15 protein-coding genes and 1 pseudogene are annotated in these 15,399 nt (G+C 64.3%); 6 read left to right on the top strand and 10 right to left on the bottom strand.

Features of this window, described 5'->3' with window-relative positions; translation table 11 throughout:
* Positions 1–15: 15 nt before the first annotated feature.
* A complete protein-coding gene (locus E8L99_RS16415) occupies positions 16–1,044 on the bottom strand; it encodes an amino acid ABC transporter substrate-binding protein (protein WP_137100555.1) in 1,029 nt (342 codons plus the stop codon).
* Positions 1,045–1,303: 259 nt separating this feature from the next.
* Between E8L99_RS16415 and metC the strand changes: the two genes are divergently transcribed.
* Positions 1,304–2,485: a cystathionine beta-lyase gene (metC, locus tag E8L99_RS16410; RefSeq protein WP_137100554.1), complete on the top strand. Its 1,182-nt coding sequence runs from the start codon at positions 1,304–1,306 to the stop codon at positions 2,483–2,485.
* A gap of 27 nt (positions 2,486–2,512) precedes the next feature.
* Here metC and E8L99_RS16405 read toward each other — a convergent pair whose 3' ends face one another.
* Entirely contained in the window at positions 2,513–3,376 is an 864-nt protein-coding gene (locus E8L99_RS16405) for a phosphatase PAP2 family protein (protein WP_137100553.1), read from the bottom strand.
* Positions 3,377–3,583: 207 nt separating this feature from the next.
* On the opposite strand from E8L99_RS16405, the gene E8L99_RS16400 reads away from it, so the two are divergent.
* Positions 3,584–4,120 carry a VUT family protein gene (locus E8L99_RS16400; RefSeq protein WP_137100552.1) on the top strand — a complete coding sequence of 179 codons (537 nt, stop codon included), beginning with the start codon at positions 3,584–3,586 and terminating at the stop codon, positions 4,118–4,120.
* 88 nt (positions 4,121–4,208) lie between these two features.
* Here E8L99_RS16400 and E8L99_RS16395 read toward each other — a convergent pair whose 3' ends face one another.
* Together E8L99_RS16395 and E8L99_RS24190 are read right to left on the bottom strand one after the other, a co-directional pair.
* Complete coding sequence (locus E8L99_RS16395) at positions 4,209–4,940, bottom strand: outer membrane protein (protein WP_137100551.1); 732 nt, start codon at positions 4,938–4,940, stop codon at positions 4,209–4,211.
* Between the two features lie 366 nt (positions 4,941–5,306).
* A pseudogene (locus tag E8L99_RS24190) lies at positions 5,307–5,462 on the bottom strand (IS6 family transposase); the annotation flags it as partial.
* A 764-nt stretch (positions 5,463–6,226) separates the two neighbouring features.
* Here E8L99_RS24190 and E8L99_RS16385 point away from each other — a divergent pair.
* The 3 genes from E8L99_RS16385 to E8L99_RS16375 are packed head-to-tail and all read left to right on the top strand — an operon-like array spanning position 6,227 to position 8,636.
* On the top strand, positions 6,227–7,066 hold the full coding sequence (locus E8L99_RS16385; RefSeq protein WP_137100550.1) for an amidohydrolase family protein: 840 nt from the start codon (positions 6,227–6,229) through the stop codon (positions 7,064–7,066).
* Positions 7,063–7,473: a FixH family protein gene (locus tag E8L99_RS16380; RefSeq protein WP_137100549.1), complete on the top strand. Its 411-nt coding sequence runs from the start codon at positions 7,063–7,065 to the stop codon at positions 7,471–7,473. Before E8L99_RS16385 ends, E8L99_RS16380 begins: the two co-directional genes overlap by 4 nt.
* Positions 7,470–8,636, top strand: coding sequence for a cytochrome-c peroxidase (locus E8L99_RS16375; RefSeq protein ID WP_168201701.1), 1,167 nt, complete (start codon positions 7,470–7,472; stop codon positions 8,634–8,636). Before E8L99_RS16380 ends, E8L99_RS16375 begins: the two co-directional genes overlap by 4 nt.
* A gap of 268 nt (positions 8,637–8,904) precedes the next feature.
* On the opposite strand, the gene E8L99_RS16370 is transcribed toward E8L99_RS16375, so the two are convergent.
* From E8L99_RS16370 to E8L99_RS16350, 5 genes are all read right to left on the bottom strand, one after another.
* Positions 8,905–9,783: an FAD:protein FMN transferase gene (locus E8L99_RS16370; RefSeq protein WP_252511136.1), complete on the bottom strand. Its 879-nt coding sequence runs from the start codon at positions 9,781–9,783 to the stop codon at positions 8,905–8,907.
* Between the two features lie 58 nt (positions 9,784–9,841).
* On the bottom strand, positions 9,842–12,055 hold the full coding sequence (locus E8L99_RS16365) for a PepSY domain-containing protein (RefSeq protein WP_137100547.1): 2,214 nt from the start codon (positions 12,053–12,055) through the stop codon (positions 9,842–9,844).
* 20 nt (positions 12,056–12,075) lie between these two features.
* On the bottom strand, positions 12,076–12,552 hold the full coding sequence (locus E8L99_RS16360; RefSeq protein WP_137100546.1) for a DUF2271 domain-containing protein: 477 nt from the start codon (positions 12,550–12,552) through the stop codon (positions 12,076–12,078).
* Positions 12,553–12,644: 92 nt separating this feature from the next.
* Positions 12,645–14,012, bottom strand: coding sequence for a sensor histidine kinase (locus E8L99_RS16355; RefSeq protein WP_137100545.1), 1,368 nt, complete (start codon positions 14,010–14,012; stop codon positions 12,645–12,647).
* Positions 14,012–14,698, bottom strand: coding sequence for a response regulator transcription factor (locus tag E8L99_RS16350; protein ID WP_137100544.1), 687 nt, complete (start codon positions 14,696–14,698; stop codon positions 14,012–14,014). The genes E8L99_RS16355 and E8L99_RS16350 overlap by 1 nt, the downstream gene beginning before the upstream one ends.
* A gap of 149 nt (positions 14,699–14,847) precedes the next feature.
* Here E8L99_RS16350 and E8L99_RS16345 point away from each other — a divergent pair, with 149 nt between their 5' ends.
* Entirely contained in the window at positions 14,848–15,120 is a 273-nt protein-coding gene (locus E8L99_RS16345) for a PepSY domain-containing protein (protein ID WP_137100543.1), read from the top strand.
* Between the two features lie 39 nt (positions 15,121–15,159).
* Here the strand turns inward: E8L99_RS16345 and E8L99_RS16340 are convergent, their stop codons facing one another.
* Positions 15,160–15,372 carry a DDE-type integrase/transposase/recombinase gene (locus E8L99_RS16340; RefSeq protein WP_168201700.1) on the bottom strand — a complete coding sequence of 71 codons (213 nt, stop codon included), beginning with the start codon at positions 15,370–15,372 and terminating at the stop codon, positions 15,160–15,162.
* Positions 15,373–15,399: the final 27 nt, after the last annotated feature.

Genomic DNA, 15,399 nt, shown 5'->3' with positions numbered 1-15,399 from the left:
AAGATCGATCCTGTATCAGCGGATCGGCGGCGCGTACTGCAGACCGCCCTTGTTCCACAGCGCATTCAGGCCGCGGGCGATGCCGAGCCGGGTGCTGGGGCCGAGGTTGCGGTCGAAGCTCTCGCCGTAATTGCCGACATGCTTGACGATGCGAACGACCCAATCCTTGGTCAGGCCGAGCGCTTCGCCGAGATTGCCCTCGATGCCCAGCGCGCGCCGAATCTCGGGGTTGGTCGACTGCAGCTGCTGATCGACATTGGCCTTGGTGATGCCCAGTTCTTCAGCAGTGACCTGTGCAAAGAGCACCCACTTCACGATGTCGAACCACTGGTCGTCGCCATGGCGGACGACGGGGCCGAGCGGCTCCTTCGAGATGATTTCCGGCAGAACCACGTGGTCATTGGCGTTCGAAAGGTTGAGGCGCTGGGCGTAGAGGCCCGAGGCATCGGTCGTGAAAACGTCGCAACGACCCGATTCGTAGGCCTTGATCGTCTCGTCGGCCGTCACGAAGACCACCGGCTCGTACTTCATGTTGTTTGCACGGAAATAGTCGGCGACGTTGAGCTCCGTCGTGGTGCCGGTCTGGACGCAGACCGAAGCGCCGGACAGTTCGCGGGCGCTCTTCACGTTGAGCGCCTTGCGGACCATGAAGCCCTGGCCGTCATAATAGTTCACACCAGCGAAGTTGAGGCCGAGCGAGGTGTCGCGCTGGAGGCTCCAGGTCGTGTTGCGCGACAGGACGTCGATTTCACCCGACTGGAGAGCGGTGAACCGATCCTTCGCCGACAGCGGCGAGAACCGCACCTTCGTCGGATCATTGAAGATCGCAGCGGCAATGGCGCGGCACAGGTCGACGTCGAAGCCAACCCAATTGCCCGCGCTGTCGGGCTGGGAGAAGCCCGCCAGGCCCTGGGTCACGCCGCACTGGACGAAGCCCTTGTTCTGAACATTGCGCAGCGTGGTATTCGCCGTCTGCGCAGAGGCAGCGGTGGCCGCGAGGCCGAGCGCCGCGCCGAGCGCGATGGTTGAGACGATCCGTTTCATGGTGGCAGCCCTTCCACTCTTGTGGTTCGGTCGATGAAGCTTGCGAGGCTGGTTCGCCCGGATTTCGGCCATAAAGGCCGCTTCCCCCCTGGCCAGCGCGCCGGTTCTAGCCGCCGCTGAGCCTGGAGACCTCGCATTCCTGCATCACAGGCCATCTTGGAACGAGGGTCAAGGGCTTGACTGACGCAGAGGCGGTCGCGGAAATGCCTTCCCCTTCCCTGCCGGCGACAGTCGCCGCATCTCAGAATTCGAGGCATTCATGTCCGGCCCCACTGATCCCAAGCGCCTGTCCGAGCGCACCCGACTGGTCGTCGGCGGCCGCAAGCCTTCCGAACAATTCGGCTTCGTCAACACACCGATCTACCGGGGGTCGACTGTTCTCTATCCGACCTATGAGGAGCTTCAGGCCCGGCGTCAGCGCTTCGTCTATGGAACCTACGGCACGCCGACGACCCAGGCGCTGGAACAGGCCTGGAGTGACATATCAGGCGCGGCAGGTACGGTGATCGTGCCCTCGGGCCTCGCGGCCATCGTCGTCGCGCTGCAATCCTGCCTGAAGGCCGGGGATCATCTGCTGGTGCCGGATTCGGTCTACCGCCCGACACGCAATTACTGCGATGGCGTGTTGAAGCGCTTCGGCGTCGAAACAACCTATTACGATCCGCTGGTGGGTGCTGGCATCGGCGACCTCATGCGCCCCAATACGACGGCCGTGTTCACCGAGGCGCCGGGCTCGCAGAGCTTCGAAATGCAGGACATTCCGGCCATCGCCGAAGTCGCCCACAAGCACGGCGCCGTGGTGCTGATGGACAATACCTGGGCAACGCCGCTCTATTTCCCGCCCCACGAGCGGGGTGTCGACCTCGCCATCGAAGCCGGCACCAAATATCTCGGCGGCCATTCGGACATCCTGATGGGCCTGGTCACCGCCAACGAGCGGTGCTGGAAGCCGCTGCGCCAGACCTTCGACGCCATGGCCATCGGTGCGGGCCCGGAAGACCACTTCCTGGCACTGCGCGGACTGCGCACCATGAAGCTTCGGCTCGACGAGGCCCAGCGTCAGGGCATGGCCATGGCCGAATGGCTGGCCGCGCGTCCCGAGGTCAAGACGCTTCTGCATCCGGCTTTCCCGTCGCACCCTGGCCACAATATCTGGAAGCGTGATTTCAAAGGTGCATCAGGCCTGTTCTCGGTAATTCTTCATCCTGTTTCTCAGAAAGCCCTAGCTGCATTCCTCGATGGCCTCGAGCTGTTCGGCATGGGCTATTCGTGGGGCGGCTACGAGAGCCTGGTCGTTCCGTTCGACTGCTCGACCTACCGGACGGCGACGACTTGGAACCCCGGCGGCACGGCGCTGCGCTTCCAGATCGGACTCGAAGACGTTGTCGATCTGCAGGCTGATCTCGCAGCCGGCTTCGAGCGGATGAAGGCCGCGTCCTGACGGCCAGACAACGCCTGCGCGGACACGTCAACGCCCGCGCAGGCGCCCTGCCAAAGCTGTGACCGCCTGTCGCAGGCGCCGCGCCGGCATTGGAAACGGACGTCGATCCATGCCCGGCGAGAAGACCAGGCCCCGCCGGGCGAACCATTCGCGGGTCATCAATGTGAACCAGGCGCCCCAAGCCGAGCCCACCACGATGTCGGTGGCATAATGGGCATCGACGGCCACCCGGCTGACAGCCACCAGAGCGGCGGCCGCCAACAACCAGTTGCGCCACCGGGGAAACAGGCAGGCAAACGATACGGCGATGGCAAAAGCCGTCTGCGAATGCCCTGAGGGGAAGCTCGCATAGGACGCCTTCCATGCCGTCAGATCGAAATGCAGCGAGCCGAACTCCTGGAAGTAGCGAGGACGGCCACGGCCGATCAGCCGCTTCACGACGGCGATGATGATCCCTGATCCGGCGACCGCAATGAACACGAAGGCCAGACGGGCCATCAGGGCCAGCACGACCCGGTCGGCGAGACGCTGAACCGGCGGCATCACTGCCACTATGACGAGGATCGCCACACCGCATGGCCAGAGCAGCCAGCCGGACTTGCCGAAATCGGTGACGATCTGGAAGAAGGTCGCGAGATGCCCCGTGATGCCGTATTGCAGGGGCTGCAGGACCGGATCGAGATAGGCCATGCCGGCCAAGATCAGCGCCAGCGCGATCGCGGCCGCAGCGAACCGCTCCGGCCATCCCGGAAAGATCCGCAAGGCGGGCGTGGCTGTCGGCCTGACCGGCCGGAACAGTCGCACGAGCCCGGCGCGCAGCATCTCCCATGAAGCCGCGGCGCGGTTTCGGAACGTGGTCAACTCGGGCGAAGGCACTGGCATTGGCGTCATGGACGTCTCGGCAAGGCGACCTTTCGGTCTTGAAGCAAGGCTGGAGACAGAGGCGGCGCTTTGGTCTGCCGACCGCCTTCTAGGCGAAGGTCACGGGCATGTCACGCAACAGCCTCGTGAGGCCTAGGCGCTCTTTGAGGTGGCGGTCGCGCGCCTGACCGTGTAGAGCCCGCGCAAATCCACGTTCCAAAGCTCCGGACCCCCGTCATGCTCGGATATGCAGCGCTTGCCGGCTTCATCGCCACCATTCCCGCAGCCAACTGGCTGATCAGCAACATCGGCACGACCTGCGTTCCCAATGGCCCCTGCCTCATCCCGGTCGGCTTCGGCCTGATGGCGCCGTCCGGCGTGCTGATGATCGGCCTGGCCTTGGTGCTGCGTGACCTGGTGCAGCGGACGCTTGGACTGTCCTGGTCACTGGCTGGCATCGCAGCCGGCGCGGCGCTCTCCTGGCTGGTTGCGGCGCCCTCGCTGGCGATTGCCTCGGCGGCCGCCTTCATCTTCTCCGAACTCGCCGACACGGCAGTCTACACGCCGCTTGCCCGCAAGCGACTGATCCCGGCCGTCCTTGCCTCCAGCCTGGTCGGCACGGCAATCGACAGCGCCTTGTTCCTGTGGCTCGCCTTCGGCTCGGTCGCTTTGCTGCCGGGCCTGGTGTTGGGCAAGATCTGGATGGTGGCCGCCGCCACGGTCGCGATCTGGCTGTCGCGTCGCCATCTGGACCGGCTGACGCCAACGCATTGACGCTGACAGTCGGCGCACCCGACACAGTCCCGAGATCAAAAGGAAAGGTCGCCCGGATGCGGCCTTTCGGCGTTCCGTTCGCCGGGGCTCAGTAGCGGGCGACGACCGCCGAGGGACCGGTCGAGAACAGGTAGTTCACGCCAATTTTGACGGTGTGGACCTGCGGGGTCGCGCGAATGAACTCGGCAGCAGCCGAGGTCGTGTACGTCGCAGAGCCGAAATTGTAGTACATGTACTCGAGCTTTGCGGTCCAGGTCGGCGCAAAGGCGTATTCGACGCCGGTCCCAAGCGCAAAACCGAGGCGGGTACGGCTGGAGGTGACGCCGACCGGGCCGGGCACTGCGCCGATCGAGACCCCGCCATAGGCAAGACCGCCCGTGACATAGAGCAGTGCCTTGTCAAAGGCCAAACCCGCCCTCGCGCGCGCTGTACCAACCCAATTGACGCGGGTGTTGTTGGAGAACACTGGGTTCACGTTGTATAGGCGGCTATCGCGGAAGCCGGCCGCGCTCAGATCGGTCTCTAGGCCGAGAACAATGTTGTTGAACTGCCAATTGTATCCCAACTGACCGCCACCGAACACGCCGTTTGGCGACGCCGGCTCATTTGTCTGGAACGTGCCCGTGGGTGTGAACAAACTGCCACCGGTCCGCCCCCATCCGTAGCCCACGTGAGCGCCGAGGTAGAAGCCTGTCCAATTGAAGACCGGAGCCACTACGGCAGCAGCGATCGGCATGCGCGGGGCGCCAAGATCAGCGGCCTGAGCAAACCCGACCGAAAGGGCGAGAGCGGATGCGGTGGCAATCAGGTGGCGGTTCATTGAACCCTCATTACGTCAGGACATGTACGATAGCAGGGAGTAGCTTCCGTTAGCGTACCCCAATAGCAACACTCGGAATGCGCATTGGGCGGTCGCAGTGGCAACCCGGATAGCCTCGGAAGCAGCTTCGGAGCCAACTCAGGCACCGCGCGGTCGTCGCCGACCACCATGACATGGAACGGAAACTGACGATCCCGGCAGAGCTCGAACCTGCGACCAACAGCTTAGAAGGCCTGAGGTTGCCCAATGATTTCAACAACACTCTGATAAATCCAATTTCGAGCGCGATATTGAATTCGTTGGGCGATTCCGAGGTGTCAGAATGCTTCGCCGATGACGGAACGACCGCATCGCCTAAACTCGGCTCCGGCGGATCTCTGTGGCGAAGATCACTCCGAAGCGGCTCCACCAGAACCGCACTGTCTCGTGGGTGATGGCGATACCGCGTTCGTGAAGCAGGTCCTCGACGTTGCGCAGCGACAGCGGGTAGCGGACGTACATCATCACTGCCAGGCGGATTATCTCAGGCGATGTCTTGAGGTAGCGAAAATGCGGGAGTTCTGCTTGAGCCGAGCCAACCGTCTTGGCCCCATGCCGGCAACCCGATTTTCCTTTGGCAGCCCCAAACACCTGAGGTTTGGATGGGTCCCGAAATGACATTGCAAGGATCTCGACAGCCGAAGGGCGCTGGCGCATCCTGTTCCGGGGTGGGCCGAAGGGCGACTAGCGACGGGAGCGGAAGGCTCCCGTTGGACCATTCTTGAACCCCAACGGGAGAGACCCATGCTTGAGACCCTTGCCCTGATGGCCTTCTTGAACACGGCGGAGCCCGCAGCCCGGCCGTTGACGACCCCAGTCACGGAAAATGGACTTCTGGAAATGCGTCGGCGCGGCGGATTTCGCGGATTTCGCAGCTTCGGCGGCCGGGGCAGCATCGGCCGCGAGTTCCGGCGCCAACAGCGCAGGTGCATCCGGCCGGACGGCACGCGCCGCAACTTGCCCAGCTGCCAGGGCGGATTCGCTGCCCCTTCCCAACCAAGGTTGCTCTGGTAGGGCGTCGGCTCGGATAGGCCGCACGCGAGTTCGGCAATCTGCAGGCACTTCTGTGCCGCAGGCGATCGCGGCCCTCGGCATTCCGGTGCTGTCAAACCAACCAAAACAACCTCAGAAAGCCCCCTTCCCCGGCACTGATCAGGTCGTGCATTTTCGTTGACGCGCCCCAGCACCAACGTTCATCTTTTGCGACGCGACAAACGAGACCTTCGCGCGATCTGGAGGAGTAGACGATGCGATGTCTGGCCGTCTCGCTGACCGTCGTGATGGCGGTCTCGGCTGTTGCAGCAACGGCACAGGAACGCCTGCCTCTCTTCGATGCCCATGTGCACTACAGCCATGACGCTGTCGAAATGATCCCTCCAGCTGCTGCCGTGGCCATCCTTCGGCAGGCGGGGGTCCGCAAGGCCTTGGTCTCGAGTTCAGATGATGAGGGAACGCAGCGGCTGTGGCGCGAAGCACCTGATCTGATCGTTCCCTCGTTGCGCCCTTATCGCCGCCGTAGTGACACCGCCGGATGGACCAATGACCCGACGATCATCGCCTATGTCGAGGACCGGTTGAGCAGGTACAGATACAGGGCACTTGGCGAGTTCCATGCATTCGGATCGGATATCGACAAGCCGGTCGTCCAACGCATGATCGCGCTGGCGCGCCATCACAAGCTCATGCTGCGTGCCCATTCCGACGCCGATGCGATCGACCGCATCTTCAAGTCCTATCCGGAAGCTATCGTTCTTTGGGCCCATTCCGGTTTCGACCGCCCCGAACGCGTGCGCGAAATGCTGCACAAATATCCCAACCTCTGGGCCGACCTTGCTTTCCGCAATGATCATGCGAGCGGAGGTGTTGTCGCAGCGGACTGGAAGGCGGTGTTCGAGGAGTTCCCGGATCGATTCATGGTAGGCACCGATACATTCACGCCGGAGCGCTGGCACTATATTGGTCCACACGCAGATTTCAGCCGGCGCTGGCTATCGAGCCTGCCCCGGGATCTGGCCGAACGCATCGCCTACCGCAACGCCGAGGCGATGCTTCTGAAAGTCGCGCCAGGGCCCGGACTACAACAATGACCTGTTCCGGCCCGCAGATCATCGCTGCGGTTATCCTCCTCGCAGCGACATCGGCGCACGGCGATTGCCTGCCTCAAGGCTCAGGAGAGCCGATGAAAGCGCCGCCGCAAGGGTCCGTGCGCGCAGCGATCGCGACAAGCCCGGCGAACATCACCGTCGGCATGCCTTTTGATGTCGGGATCGCACTTTGTGGGGCAAGCAGCCGGATTGAGCGGATCGCCATTGATGCGACAATGCCAGCCCATCGCCACGGCATGAACTACAGGCCGACGATTGTCGCGGTCGGAGACGGCCGCTATCAGGCGACGGGCATGTTGTTTCATATGCCCGGCCGATGGGAGATCGTCGTCACGGTGTTTGCAGGCGCACGTCCGGAGCGCCTGACCTTGGACATGGACATTCGGTGACGCGCCGAACCATCGCTCGAAGAGGATGCCTGCTGACAGCTTTCCTCGTGGTCGCAGCCTTGCTGACAGGCGAACAGGCGCGCACCAACGAGCTTGTTCTGACTGATAGCGAGATCGCCGAGCTGGTGCGGCATGGACCTTGGCCGGTCCCGAAATCGCCCGATCCGAGCAATCGTGCATCGGGCAAGCCAGAAGCGATCGAATTCGGACGCATTCTGTTCTTTGACAAGCGTCTGTCCCGCACCGGAACCGTATCCTGCGCGACGTGTCACCGCCCTGACCGGGGCTGGACGGACGGTCTTCCGCAAAGCCGCGGCCTTGCCACCGTCGACCGGAATGCGCTGCCGCTTTTCGATGTCGGTCGCCAGCGCTGGTTCGGCTGGGATGGCCGTTCCGACAGTCTCTGGGCCCATAGCATCGGTCCCATCCTCGATCCGCGCGAAATGGGAGCAGATGCAAGCCATCTGGCGCGAGTGATTGGCACGGACCCGGTTCTGTCTCGGGCCTACCAGGGCGTGTTCGGATACACGATCGATCCGTCCGGCGCGGACAGGGTTCTGGCCGATGTTGCCAAGGCCCTCGCCGCCTTTCAGGAAACGATCGTCTCCGGCCGAACGCGTTTCGACGAGTTTCGCGATGCGCTCGCTCGTGGGGATCGCGTTGCCGCTGCCCGCTATCCACAGCAGGCACAGCGCGGTGCCGCACTGTTCGTCGGGCAGGGGAAATGCAATTTCTGCCATGTTGGCCCGGCCTTCACCAACGGCGAATTCGCAGATGTCGGAGTGCCATTCTTCATCGAGCCGGGCCGCGTCGACCCCGGTCGGCAACAAGGCATTCTGCTGTTGAGGTCGAGCCCCTACAACCAGCTCGGTCTGTTCAACGACGACCCGGAGCGGCGGGATGCCTGGGCCACCCGCCATGTCGCCGACCTTCATGCCAATTTCGGCGCGTTCAAGGTGCCGACGCTTCGCAATCTGACGCACACCGCGCCCTACATGCACAATGGATCGAGGGCGAGCTTGACCGATGTCGTCCGGCATTACTCCGAGATCGATCTCACGCGTTTGCACACGGATGGTGAGCGTATTCTACAGCCCCTGCGACTGACGGAGAGCGAAATCGCCGATCTCGTCGCTTTCCTCCGAAGCCTGTCGGTGGATTGATCGCGACCTGACCCCGGCATTCCTCCGGCCATGGGGCGGATTCGTGGTTTGCTTGATCCAAGACAGATCTTTGGACCGTCCGAGGGTAGAGTTTCCGGGCTCAGATCAGTTGAAGCGCTACCCGTTTGAAGCGCCACTCATCCTGGGTAAAATTCTGCATTCACACTCAGCCGCAAGGGGTGCGGCCAAAGACTGTTCTTGGCCCCCAGCCGAAGGTCCGAAATCTGCTTCTGGATGCGTGAGCGCACTCACGACCACACACGGCCGCTCAGCCCAAGCCGTGGATCGTGCCATCCTGCTGAACAAAGATCGCTTCCACACCCGCTTTTCGCGCCAGCTCAAGTCCTGACACGAGGCCTGCCACCAGGAGGGCGGTTGCCCAGGCGTCCGCCGCCATGCATGTCGTGGCGAGCACCGTCACGGATGCGATCCCGTTGTCGAGTGGGCAGCCCGATTCCGGCACGATGGTGTGCGACACCCTTCGGCCGTCGATCTCGTGGAAGTGCCGGTAATTGCCGGAAGTGGCGACTGCGATGTCGCTCAGTTCGAGCACACCCATAGGCTCCCGCACTCCGGGAGTTGGGCGCTCGTGGGCGACGACCCAGGGGGAACCGTCCGGTTTTGCTCCGCGCGCGCGCATCTCGCCGTCGATTCCCACCAGCCAGTCCCTCATGCCGAAGGCGTTCATGACGCGGGCCAGCTCATCCACGCCAAAGCCCTTGGCGATCCCGGACAGGTCGAGACTGATCGCCGCCCGCTTCCGGACGCGATGTTGCAGCATGTCCACGTCGAGGACGTCATGGGCGGCGAGTCGGACTGGTGGCAAGGCGGCGATCAGGGCGCCGTCCGGTGCCGTGGCGGCCGCGCCGAACCCCCAGGCGCGCAGCGCATCGCCAACTCCGATGTCGAAGAGGCCTTGCGATTGCCGACCTATCTCGATTGCCGATGCCAGGACCGTCTCCAGTTCACCCGGGACGGACACCCATGCACCGATATCTGCCGCGTTGAGCCTGTTCAGATCGGAGCTGGCCTTCCAGCTCGACATCTGCTGGTCGACATTGCCCACCGCCTCCAACAAGGCGCGAGCGAGCCGGCTCTCGTCGAAATCCTGCCGCGCGAAGTAGACGCAGGAAAAACGCGTCCCCATCGTCGGGCCACTCAAGGTCCTGCGCGAAGGCGCAGGACCTGCCGAGGGACATGCCTTCTCAATAGACATCGGCAACATAGCGACCCTCTTCCTTGAGCCGGGCCAGATCGAGGCCCGCGGGTTTCAGGATGGCCTCGAGCGTCCGCTCGACACCGACTGCCATGTCGCGGCCGCCGCAGACGAGGATCTGGGCGCCCTTCCGGATCATGTCGAGCAGTTCCGCACCGTCTTCGGCCAGCCTGCCCTGGACGTAACCGCCACCCGGAACACGGGAGAAGGCCGTCCTGAGCGCCGTCAGCCGCTGATCGGCGAGACATTCCGTCAACTCCTCCCGGTAGAGGAAGTCCGAGGCAGGGTTGCGTCCACCCCAATAGAGGTGGATGGGACGCCCGGTTTCGTTGTGCCGTGTGAAGCCGACCAGGGGGCCGATGCCGGCCCCTGCTCCAATGAGCACCAACGGTGCCTTGCCCGCAGAAGGACGAAACGCCGGGTTCGGCCTGATGAAGCTCTCGATCCGCCCGCCGAGGTCGAGGTCGTGCAGGAAGGTCGAGCAGTGGCCGCCGGGCTGCTTGCGGACACAGATCTCCAGAACGCCGTCGCGGTTCGCCGACGCCAGGGAGTAGTAGCGCGGCCTGTCGCTGCCAGGCGGAATGATGCCGACGATGTCGCCGGGCTCGAACTGAGGCAGCCCAGCCGGAAAAAGGGTGCGCCACCAGGCGCCGTGCCGGCTGTCCGCCGGCATGGCGAAGGACAGGATCGCGGTGGGTGCCTGCACCTCTGCACCGTAGTCGACGCGGCGGACGAGTTCGAGCGAGAAGGTCTTCGGCCTCGCGGCAACTGCCTTGAGGTTCAGGTCCAGACCAAGCGCAACGCCGAGGTCTTCGCCCCAGCGCGCAAACTCCTGCGCCGACTGGCGATCGATGCGGCAAAGGGAAAGAAGGGATGGCCAGCCCCGGGCGTCCAGAGCAGCGGAGACGGTGTCGGCGAAGCCGCAGAACCGCGGGAACTGACGATCGCCAAAGCCAAGGACGGCAACAGGCAGTCGCATGTCGAGGCCATCAAGGCGCGCCAGGAAGGCCGAGGCCGACGCAGGCGCGGTTCCCTCGCCATAGGTCGCAGGCAGGATCAGCATCCGCGCTGCCTTTGGATAAGGGGAGCCGATCGCATTCATCGGCACCGTGCGCACCCGCTGCCCCGCTGCGGTCAGGGACTGGTGCAGCGCAGCCGCGAAGCCCCAGGTACTGCCACCTTCGCTGCCAACGAGGATGATGGTCTCCGCAGAGGCTGCGCTGGCATTGCCGGGGAAACGTGGCATCGCCTTGAACCGGCGCCACCAGATTAGCGCGCCGGTGGCTGCGAAGAGCGGCACGGCGGTGGCAGAGAGACCGAGCAGCAGGCCAAGCGGCCAGAGCCCCTGGCCAGTGTGAAGCATGTAGACGAACTCGTAGAACCGGCTGCCGGCGGCATGAGCCTCGAAGGTAAGAACCTCGCCTGTCGCTGCGTCGATCTGGCTGACGCCGCGGGACGTGGTCAGCGTGTAGGTGTCGGTCGGATCGCCCGCATAGGGAAAGGCCAACTCCCTCAGATCGGCGAGATCAACGGCGGCAAGTGCCGCGACCTTTCCGACAGGCAGGCGTGGCCCGCCGACACCCTCGCTGCTCTTCGAGGCCTGCGCAGAGCCATCGGGAACGAGTTCGAAGGTCGCAAGCGCCATATAGGTGCCGGTGAGCGATGACAGCAGCAGGGCGACCATCGTCAGCCTGCCGATCCCCGCGTGCCAGCGCTGCATGGGCGTGCCACGGACCGGCCGCAGGATCGCCCGCCAGCCTCCGAGCCGCGCCATAAGCATCAAGGCGCCAGACATGGTCAGGATGACCATGGCGGCCGCGCCAAGGCCTGCTACCGCTCGGCCCGTCTGGCCGAGCAGCAGCGAGCGATGCAGGTTCGTGACCATGCGGGTGAAGCCCGACGGCGCATGCGGCCCGAGGGCCGCGCCCGTTTCGGGATCGACAACTTCGGACCCCGCGCTGGTCCCGTCAAAATAGGAAACGACGAGGGTGCCCGAGGCTGTCCGGACGATCTTGTCGACCTCCGGCCGCCGTGCCGCGACCACATCGGCCAGTGCGGCAATCTCGGTGTGGCCGGACCGGACGGCTGGGGCCGCCATCCATTCAGATACCGGATTGACCGACAGGATGGCTCCCGAAAGCGCCAGGACCACCACCAGGATGGCAGCGGCGAGACCGGTGACCGAGTGAAGCGTGCGCAGCATGACGGGTGCCCTCGTGCTGGTCACATGTCGAAGGCGAAGGACTGGACGTAGCCGCGGCCGGCGATCGCCCGCCCGGCATTTCCGGCAGCGAGCGGAACGGTCACGTCGGCGGGCACGTCGCGCTCATTCTCGACCGCACTGTCGATCTGGATCTGGTAGCCGGCGTCAATCAGGGCGTCGGCGATGTCGACACTGATCCTGAGGGTCTGGCCACTGCCGACGCTGGCGCCCGTGGTCCCGTCGATACGACCATTGGAGCCACGGAACCAGCCAGTGAGATGCCTGTGATACTTGGCCTTGCCCCCGGCCACCCGCAGTGTGGAATGAAAGCGTCCCTGCGGGTCGATGAGGTAGATCGCGAGATAGGCGCCGTTGCCGCCATAGGCCTTCAAGGTAGTGGTCAGGCGCACGGGACGCGCTTCCGCCGCTTGGGGCAGGACGATGCCGGCGAGGCCGATGGCGGCGGCAAGGCCGAGGCCGAGGATCTTGTGTGTCATGGACGGTCTCCGGGTTTGTCTGGCATCCGGAGTCGTGCGCCGCGAAACTGACGATGGCCTGACGTTGGGCGACAAAGACCGTCAGCTGGCGTTCAGCATGGCGCCTTCGGCAACAAGACGCTGGCCTCGAATCCGTCGACCATGCCTGGGGCAGGCGATCGAAGCTCCAGCCGCGTCCCGATACCCTCGGCAATGGCCGCGACAATCGCCAATCCGATCCCGGCACCGTCTGCGTTGGTATTTCCACGCTGAAACGCCTTGGTCATGAGGGCAAGGCTATCGACCGGAACCACCCGGCCGGAATTGGAGACGCGCAAGAGGCCACCGGCCGTCAGCGACACATGGACCGGCTTGGACATGTCTCCGTGTCTGACAGCATTCTCGATGAGGTTGCGGGCAAGGATGGCGAAGGCGTCGATGTCCAGCCACGACAGGAACGTTCCGCTCTCGGGGACCTCGACGATCAGTCGGTCCTCGACACCCGGTGTGCCCTGGAGATCGGCGAGAACAAGGGACAGCGCCTGCGCGAGATCTTGTGGCCTGTCGGCCTTCAGGCGTCCGCTTTCGGCCTTTGCGAGTTGCAACAGCTTCTCAGACAGCCTGGTCAGCCGACGCAAGGCCGCCTCGATAGCGGTGGCGCGGTCATGGCTCTGCCCGTCCGGCAATTCAGCGAGAAGCCTTTGTGTCTGGGCAAGTGCAGCAGCAACAGGCGTTCGCAGCTCGTGGGCGCTGTTGGCGGTGAACCTGCGCTCTCCTTCAAGCGCCTGCTTGAGCCGCTCGATCAGCTGGTTGACGGCCTCCGCCGCCGGGGCGATCTCGACGGACAGAGCGCTGGTATCGACCGGCGTCAAATTCCCACCGCCGCGCGCTTCGATGGCGCGCTGAAACGCCCCGATCGGCCGGAACGACCGGGCAACAAGAAGCCAGATGACGGCCGCGATCAGGGGAAGAAGCACCCCCAGCGGCCAGACCAGCATCCGTGTTGCCTGCACGACCGTCGCGCGCCGATGCCCTGGACGCTCCGCGGAGGTCACGAACAGTGTGCCGCGAATGGCGGCCTCCGTGTAGAGCCGGGTCACGGGGCCGTCGGCAAATCCCGGCTGGATGGTGCTCGGGAACATCGCAAGGTCCGCGTCGTGAGACATCAGCAGCACACGCCCCGCGGCGTTGCGGACGATGTAGGCGATATACTCCCGGTGTGGCCCGACAGAGGCGACGCGGTTTGGCGCGCTGTCCGGGGGGCCGTCCGTGCCGCGCTCAAGGATTTCCGCATAGGCGAGCGGAAGGACCCCCTGCGCAACCTCCTGCAAGGCGCTGTCGAAGACCTCGCTGATCTCTTCACGCAGGACGAAACCGGCCGCGACCGTCCCGGCGAGCCAGCATGCCGTCACGCATCCCGCCAGCGCGAGGGCAAGCCTGCGTTGCAGGCTGAGCCTCGGATGCGGGAACAGCTGCCTCATCAACGATCTCCGGTACTGTCTGTGGCGACGCTCTGTCCGAGCCGGTAGCCCATGCCACGCACCGTCTCGATCATCGCGTGGCCGACCTTCTTGCGCAGCCGTCCGACATAGACCTCGATCGTGTTGCTCTCGATCTCGGTGTCGAACGAGTAGAGTCGCTCCTCCAACTGCGCCTTGGACAGAAGCTGGTGCGGATGCTGCAGCAGGGCCTCGAACAGGGCCCACTCCCGCGCGGTCAGCGCCACGCGGCGGCCGGCGCGTTGAACGGACCGGCCAGCCATGTCGACCTGCAATTCGCCGAGACGGACGATCGGATTGGGATTGCCCGCATAGCGTCTTGCGACCGCACCCAGTCTGGCCGTCAGCTCCGACAGGTCGAAGGGTTTGACCAGATAGTCGTCGGCGCCGCCGTTGAGGCCGGCGATCCGGTCGGAGATCTGGTCGCGGGCGGTCAGGATGATGACCGGGGTGTCGTCCCCCGCGAGGCGCCTGCGGCGCAGAAAGTCCAGCCCCTGACCGTCGGGCAGCATCAGGTCCAGGAGGATGAGTTGATAGGTGGCGACGCGGAGATGGTCGCTCGCGGCATCCAGTCTGGTCGCCCAATCGACGCTATGCCCGTCTGCAGCGATCTGATCGCGCACCGCCGCCCCGAGAAGCGTATCGTCTTCAACGAGCAGAACGCGCATGTGCAGGGTCCCGGTCCATGGTCATCCGGCACGACGCTAGCCCCGGAAGCTGACGATCGGCTGAATAAGGTTCGTCCGGCGGTTCAGGCTGGCGTCAGGTCAATATGGTCCATCACCACACAATGACCAATGCCGGCGAGGAGTGCACGATGAAGCGGACCCTGGGAGCCAGCGCTCTGCTCGTAACAGCCCTTTGGGGCGGCATGGCTGCGGCAAGCCCGCGCTGCACAGCGCCCATGGCCGACTGGCAGCCCCGCGACGCGCTTGTCGAGCGCCTGAGGGTGCGCGGCTGGCAAGTGACACGCATCCGGACGGATGATGGCTGCTACAAGGTCCATGCCGTCACGGCCGATGGACGACGGGTCAAGGCCAAGTTCGATCCGGCAACACTGGAGATGCTGCGGGAGGAAGCCGACCGGTGACCGCCCTGCGCACAGTGCTGTCAGACCAACCAGTGAGCGTTACTGGTTGATGTGGTTGTGGATCGAGCCGTGGAATTCGGCAAATTTCTGCTGACTTTTCATCCGCCGAAACCGCAACGTTGCGAGTTCTCTGTGTCGGAAGGGCTGGTGGGGGTTCTCCGCGCGATTGTTCAGCCAACGCCTGATCTCGCGCTTTTGGACCGCGCCCGATGTCTTCAGTGCTGCGCCGTAGGACGCCAGGCGATCCGTCACGCTTGCTTCCACAACACCATGACGACT

Origin of the sequence: Phreatobacter aquaticus (assembly GCF_005160265.1) — a bacterium.
GTDB lineage: Bacteria > Pseudomonadota > Alphaproteobacteria > Rhizobiales > Phreatobacteraceae > Phreatobacter > Phreatobacter aquaticus.
This window is presented reverse-complemented; position numbering and strand designations above follow the sequence as displayed.